Origin of the sequence: Spirochaeta cellobiosiphila DSM 17781 (assembly GCF_000426705.1) — a bacterium.
In the GTDB taxonomy this organism is placed as follows: Bacteria; Spirochaetota; Spirochaetia; order DSM-17781; family DSM-17781; genus Spirochaeta_E; species Spirochaeta_E cellobiosiphila.
The window spans coordinates 1-7,236 of sequence record NZ_AUFW01000028.1; the positions used below are offsets into that span (position 1 = coordinate 1).

At 33.5% G+C, this 7,236-nt stretch carries 6 protein-coding genes; all 6 read left to right on the top strand.

Annotation, left to right across the window (positions count from 1 at the left end; translation table 11 throughout):
• Positions 1-1,595 (top strand): M23 family metallopeptidase (locus K345_RS23320; RefSeq protein WP_037571509.1); only part of this gene is annotated, 1,595 nt, incomplete at its 5' end.
• A complete protein-coding gene (locus tag K345_RS0106550; protein WP_028973490.1) occupies positions 1,592-2,383 on the top strand; it encodes a hypothetical protein in 792 nt (263 codons plus the stop codon). The genes K345_RS23320 and K345_RS0106550, both read left to right, overlap by 4 nt.
• 123 nt (positions 2,384-2,506) lie before the next feature.
• Positions 2,507-2,683 carry a hypothetical protein gene (locus K345_RS23080; RefSeq protein WP_156888325.1) on the top strand — a complete coding sequence of 59 codons (177 nt, stop codon included), beginning with the start codon at positions 2,507-2,509 and terminating at the stop codon, positions 2,681-2,683.
• Between the two features lie 104 nt (positions 2,684-2,787).
• Positions 2,788-3,171 (top strand): hypothetical protein, encoded by a 384-nt coding sequence (locus K345_RS0106560; protein ID WP_028973491.1) that lies wholly within the window; start codon positions 2,788-2,790, stop codon positions 3,169-3,171.
• A 239-nt stretch (positions 3,172-3,410) separates the two neighbouring features.
• Entirely contained in the window at positions 3,411-5,324 is a 1,914-nt protein-coding gene (locus K345_RS0106565; RefSeq protein ID WP_028973492.1) for a hypothetical protein, read from the top strand.
• The gene (locus tag K345_RS0106570) at positions 5,321-6,952 is read left to right on the top strand and encodes a hypothetical protein (protein WP_028973493.1); all 1,632 of its coding nucleotides are present in this window, start codon (positions 5,321-5,323) and stop codon (positions 6,950-6,952) included. Before K345_RS0106565 ends, K345_RS0106570 begins: the two co-directional genes overlap by 4 nt.
• Positions 6,953-7,236: the final 284 nt, after the last annotated feature.

Consider the following 7,236-nt stretch of genomic DNA (forward strand, 5'->3'; position numbering starts at 1 on the left):
AAGATGGGGAACAAGGTGAGACTAGCACTAATGCTAATGGGGGAAGAACTATACATATAGCTACCTTGGGTAATGATAGAAATGGTGCTCTTATGGCTGGTGTTGTTTTACAACATGAAGCCTATCGAGATGGTGATAAAAACAGTGCCGACCAAAAGGCTGAATTAGAAAGAGCCGCTACTGCTCATACCGAGATGTCTATTCGAATGGGCAATGACAGTAGATATGGAATGGAATTCCTTGGAGCAAATGGGAATCTTCTTAAGGATATATATGAATATAGTAAAGGAGCGGATAACTTTAATGAGTATGTTGCTGCTTCGTATGATAATTCTTCTGATTATTGGAAGTTGATTGTACATGACAATGGAGTTGCTCAATGGGAAGATGACAATAGTTTGAATTTTGACTTAAGCGCGATTGGGATGGACGAAGATGTTTCCCCAGAAGAAATGGAAAGAATGCTTGATAAATGGGGAATGTCTCCATTGGAAATAGCTATGCAGGGACCTGTCCTTTCTCGCCAAATAGATATATCTGCGGATACAGATTCCAAACCACTAACTCCTGAACGATTAGCATTGCTTGATAATGGCTTTAAGTTTTTCCAGTTTTTGGATATGGACAGGAGATTCGATAAAAACTTTCTTAGTGGAACTCAATCATTATTAGATGCAACAAAGATAGCATCTTTGATGCTCTCGTCTGATGACAACCTGAACAATGATAACTTTAAAAGTATGTTTTCTTCATTATTGGATGTACAAAACAGCGGAGTTCTTTCTCAACATAGAATGGAAGGATATGAGGGGCAGATACTAAGCTTGAGTGAGAATGAAGCTTTTCCTATTGCATTGGGAACAGAGAATGGAATAAAACCTATTGTAACTAATTTATTCGGCTGGTCATTTGTAACTGATGATTTTCATAACAGTGTAAAAAATAAAACATTGTATCCATTATATGGATATAAACGTCATGACCAGATTGATGTCGTAAACAATGATCATGCTTTGGTTAATGCTTTTGCTGATGGGACTCTTAGCCTGAGAATGGCGGGAGGGTTTGGCCTTCAAGCCACTATGGGCAATAACCAGGGACTAACATATAATGCTTCTCATTTAAGCAGCCAATCTATAATGAACTATTTATCAACATTTGGGACAAATGGAGTAACTTTAAATCAGAATGGAGTTTTATCAGGAGTACCCTTAGGAATACAAACAGGAGTAATGGGAAATACAGGAAACGGAACAGGGCCTCATTTTGACTTAGCTCTAAAAGATAATGGGATAAAAAAGGACCCATTGGACTTTCTTGAATCTACATATGATACAAATTTGGATGATTATTTCATAACAACATCAGAAGCATTACTTACAACTGGCCTGGCAACTGCTAACAATACAGATAACTGGAATAATATCTATAATTTCTCCAGTCAAAATCCTCAAATAAACGATTGGAATAATTTTTTCTGGAACAATTACACAAGTATGCCCTTGGATTATTGGGATTCATTAGATAGTCAGACAAACAGTTATCTAGCTAATTTAATGTTTAATAGTGATATTTATGGAGCAGCATTTAGATGAAAAAAATAACAATATATCTATCTTTCTATCTAATAATTTCAACCATGGTATTTAGTGATGATTTTTCTATTGATCTTGTTGATAAATTGGGTAAGGAGTTAAAGTTTAGAGACATTGCCGCTACTTATTGTTTTGTTACTGACGATATTATTTTCTCTAGCGGTGCTGATACAGAACCCGTATTATTCAGTATTTCAGAAAATAGAATAATTAAAAAGGTTCCCGTTGAAATATATGAAAGGAAATGGGGCTGGCTTGGGGTTCGCTCTCCACCTTTTTATAATGATAATTCATTTGGGAGGACTTTCTATTTCCAGTTTGGAAAAAATAGATATTCGATTGATCAGTCTTTAAGTCTAAATGAATACGACAAAGAAACTTACGATATTTTAAAACGCCATGCTCATGACAAATGGTTTTTGATTGATAAAGAACTCGATTCCGAAAAAGTATATTTTATACAAGATTCTTCAATGCTCCCTATAAGAGCTTGTAAACTAAAACAGGGTTATGAAATTCATTTTGGAGAAGATACACTTTATAATCAAACCATCGGTGAAGAAGATCTATCTCGAGTAAAAGTCTATAAAGACGGAGAGATGATTATGGGCTTAGAGGATGTTGTCCCCAACTTCTATCATAGCATTTGGGATAGTCTTCAATATGATGTCAGTCCTAATAAGGAGTATATTATTATTCTTGGTTGGGAAGGGATAACCTGGGAGTGGGGAAAAAACCGATATCCCTATGAAGATGTTTACCTTTTTAAGATAAACTATCCAGAATAGTTACAACAAGCCTTAGTGGTATGACCGGCAGTACCAATGTTAACCTGGCCAAAATAGCTTTTAAGGATTTAAAAGGCGGTTATGATATGAGTATGGGTAGATTATCTTTTGTAGCTAAGGGATGTGATATCCCTAAGTCATGAATCCATGAGACATGGTTATGCCAATGGATATAATAGCCAGGTTCTGAAAACCCGCAGGGCTGTGCCTGCTCATACGAAAACCTTTGGAAGAATTATGGGAATTTATGGTTCCGGTTTTGCCGGGGCGAATATGGATCCACTGTCAGACTATATGTAATATCAGAAGTTCATACATGGTTAGGATATAGTATTTCCCTTTAAATATGAGACACATAAAAAATACGAAAAAAATCATACAAATTATCAGATTGAGAAAAAAATATGGTAAACAATAAGTATAAGAATTCAGATTTTGGTGACACAAATAGATATCAGGGGAATATGCCTATAGATAGTATTTCTCAGACACTGAAAATTGAGAGTACTAAAAACCTTTTTAGTATTGTCGTTTTCAGTGGGTACTACGATAGTGAACTAAAAGACCTAAATAGAGAGTATCGAAGAGTTAAAGAAATAGAAATTAAATATGATAACAGACCAGATTTAGTTCATAAGGTCATGTTAGAAGACTTCTATGTAATGGAGTTAATACAATTAGCGATACAAGATGAACATTCTATTCAAGTTAGTATAAAGGATATTTACGAAGGAAGTAGTGTTGATCAACCTTGGGTTCTGGACTATTTGGGTGTTATATACAAATAACTCAACTTTCGCAGTTGATTCCTTTGTTTAAATGAAGACGGTAATTTAGGGTTTAATAGTAAAGTGTTTAGTGAAAGTCTGTTTGGTAAACAAGCCCTTGCTGGGTAGGTCTCTAGTGTGGCTATGCCTTTAACAGTGTACTAAGTAAATTCAATTAGGTAGATCAAAATGGTTTAGCTCTTTCTAGTAACATTTTTAATACGGATGGAATCTCAAAATTTAATTCTCTGACAACCAGTATGGTTGGTGCTGGTATTAACTATGGTATTACTGGAGAAGCAATTTTAATTTTATTATCAATTGGAGAATTGTTGGATTTATCAGGAGTTAATTCAAAAGATCTACTAAATGATCAGAATAGAGGATTATTTGAGTTGCATTTTGATGAAGAAGGGACTCATGGTGAGTTTGGAAGTGGAGGAACACAAATAAAATTGGGTGATCTAGCGAGTTCTCTTTCTGGTCTATCAGAAACTATTGGAATTGGTAAATTTAAATTTGGTGGGGATGAAGGTAACAGCTCTTTAGCTGGATTAAATGAATTAGGTTATACGAGTTTAGAATTTAATCATAAATTGGGACGATCTATCTTTGATGGAGATACAAAAATTGAATATGGAGATTATAACAATGAGAATATCTATGGTTTTGTAGATAAAGATAATCCAGATACAATATATATAAATAGCAATATGGTTGGGAAAGATCGTGAGAAGTCAGCAAAGTTGGCAAGCATTTTTAGTCATGAAGGAACTCACTTAGCTGGTAATAAGTATGAGGCAATAGCTCATATGTATGGATCGCAGACATACGCTGACTTAATGAATAATGGTTTGGCAACTGATAGTAGCTGGCTTAATTCAATAATGGGTGCATCAATTAATCCTGATAATTGGCATGAAAATACTTCTGATTCTGATTACATGGAAATGAAGAAGTATTTTGATGATAGTGGCGAATACATTGGGACTTATGTATCATTTGAGGATGGAAGATTAGGTATGTATGAAAATGGAAAGTTAGTAATGCCTTCTATATTTGAAAGATATGATGAGAATGGGCAAGTTGATGAAAGGTATGCTCCTCCTGGTGAGCAATCTTCAAAATGGCAAACAGTTACTGCTTTAGCCATGCATATGGGGATGTTACCTAATTTAGATAGTAATGAAGACTTTGCTTCTTATAGACAACATTTTAGTGCTGCTTACAATAACTTAGTTGAAAAAACTGGTAAATTGATTGAAGATTCAGGTTTAATATGGAGTGATTCTGAAAATACTTTTATTCGTGATCCAAATTTTAGGATAGAGAAGGGAAAGTTTTATCCAATAGCTGTTCAAGCAAATGCTTATTTAATGACTTTATCTCATCTTCAAGATGGTAGTGGTATTGATAGTCAAAACTATTATGGTACCGATGTCTTTAACATAGGTGTATATGATAAATATGATAATCGTGTAGATGATATATATATTGGCTTTTCACCAACTGATGATAGAACAGATATTATATCTATTGAAAACTTAGCGCCGGAAGCTACTAGAATGAATGCAGGAACGTTCTTTATTAATAAAGATGGAGTTTTAAGAGATGAGGATGGATATATTAGTCATTTCAACATGACGTCAACAATGCCAGATGAAATGAACTTTGGACAGGATTACCCTGCTATTGAAGATGGTGATTATGGTTACGCTAGTTTTCATCATCCCATTTTTGGGACAAATCCCGGTCTTATTTTGCTAAATAATGTAAATACAAATATTTTGAGCAGTCTCAGTAGTTCTATGAAAGAAATATGGAATGATCAAAAGGTTGAAAATAAGGAACAGACTATTGCTGACCTATTATCAGAATATAGAAGCTTTCCTGGTTATTATTATGATGGTATACAAAATAGAATTCATGAAAACGCCACATTAATAAATATGCACGGTACTTACAGTAATATACAAAATAATAATAATCATCCGACAGGAGACGCATCTCTTTTATTTAATGCAGGAAGTTTGGGATGTCTAACGCTTTACGGCAGTTATTCGTGGGCATCTCCTGAAATCGGAATAAATAGATTTTATGATTTTATGAATATGTTTAAACTGGGTGATACTGGCTATGTTCATATTAATAGAAGTTTAGGAGATTCCTATTGAGAAATTATAGTTTACTGTGGGTAGGAGTAATTTGTCTATTCATCTCATGTTCCAATAAGGATGATGACAATTCCCCAAAGATAAATACTGAATATATAAGGATCATTAAGAAGGAAAACTTGTCTGCGGATGTAAAATATACTCTTAAGTATAATACATACCCTTTTGGGGGATATAGCCTTATTAATGACAGTAAAACTGCTGATAATTATACAACACTAAACTATTCTTATTTCCAGGATAAGAATTTATTACTATACGGTACTCAAGAAACCTATTTCTATAAGAACAAAAAGCATTATTCCTTTTTTAAAATTCAAGAATATATTGATAATGATGTATCCTTTAGTTATCGAAAGGAAATAGATGATCAAGGCTATTATATTTTTGAAGCAAGCAGTAAAAGAAAATCTATACATGTCATAAAGAGATTTGAAAAACAAAGGGAAGAGATTATGTCTTACTATATCTCACAGTATCCTAATGAAGAAAAGGCAATAAAGGAGTTAAATATTTTGTATCCCACTAAACAAGGGAAAGACTTAGTGGGAATTGTAGATAAATATTATAATATTAATGGTGGAATTTTTCTATTGACAGAAAAAGGTGATTTCCATGCTTACAATACTACAGGGAAGATAACTATCAGTGATGATGGTAGAACGGCATATATCATGGAAGAAAAAGCAAATCAGTCTTGGCTTTTCACCAAAATTGATTTAACTAATTTAGAGATACTAGATTCACAAAAGATTTATTTAAATGAGTATGGAATTAATGGTGTCTATGTTTCTCTGTCGACATATTTTAATGGAAAATACACGGTGTCTTTTTGTGGAAGCGTGTATCCCTTACCTGAGGTGATGCCACGTGATGGAAGTTATCATGATGAAAGTTTTAAGGAACTCATTATTTCTTTTAACAATACCAATTTTGCATATGATATTGTTAAATATGATGATTTTAAATATCCGTTACTTAATTATCCAACATATTATGATCTTAAGTATTACTTAGTTAATTCATTATATAAAACAGATCCTAGTATTTCACCTTTACCTATAGGTTTTCTATCAAGCTATATGAAGAAGTATTATTTTAGTAACCCTATTTACTTATACAATCTAAATAAGCAATTATATTATTTACCGGAACCTGAGTATCTATATACAAAAACATCTGAATACAATACCCATGTAGAATACATAAAGAATCATACAGATTATCAGATAGACATAGAAAACGTTATTAGCAGTACATATCAGAATATAGATTTTGGTGAAACAAGTAGGTACCAAGGCGATAATGATATAGATAATATAACTCAAACTATAAAACTAGAAAGTGACCATGATTTATTTAGTATTGTAATCTGCAATGGGCAATATGATAATGAACGAAAGAATATGGATCGTAATTATGGGCGAATTAACGAAATAGAGATAAGATATGATAGTAGACCAGATTTAATTCATAAGGTCATGTTAGAAGATTCCCATATAATGCAGTTAATACCATTAGCGATTCAAGATGAACATTCTGTTAAAATTACTATTAAAGACATCTATGAGGGTAACAGTATCGATCAACCTTGGGTTTTAGATTTTGTAGGAGTAATTTATAAATAACTCAGTGTCACATCCAATTATATACCTGGTGTAAGCCGTTGGGGTTGCTTCAGTTCAATTTGGGGTGACACTGTTGGTAACAAAACAACAGCGGGTTTCATTGATGGAGCGGTGAATAATGCCTTTTCAGGCCCTATTATCTGGGGAACAGACCCAAAAACAGGTAAAAAACATCAAACGGACACGGCTACTAATATGGGATTACTGGAAATGAATCTAGCAGGAAGTGATCATCTCTTTAGTATGGGTTCTGGGGGTGTCAATGTCTCCATGGCTAATATGTC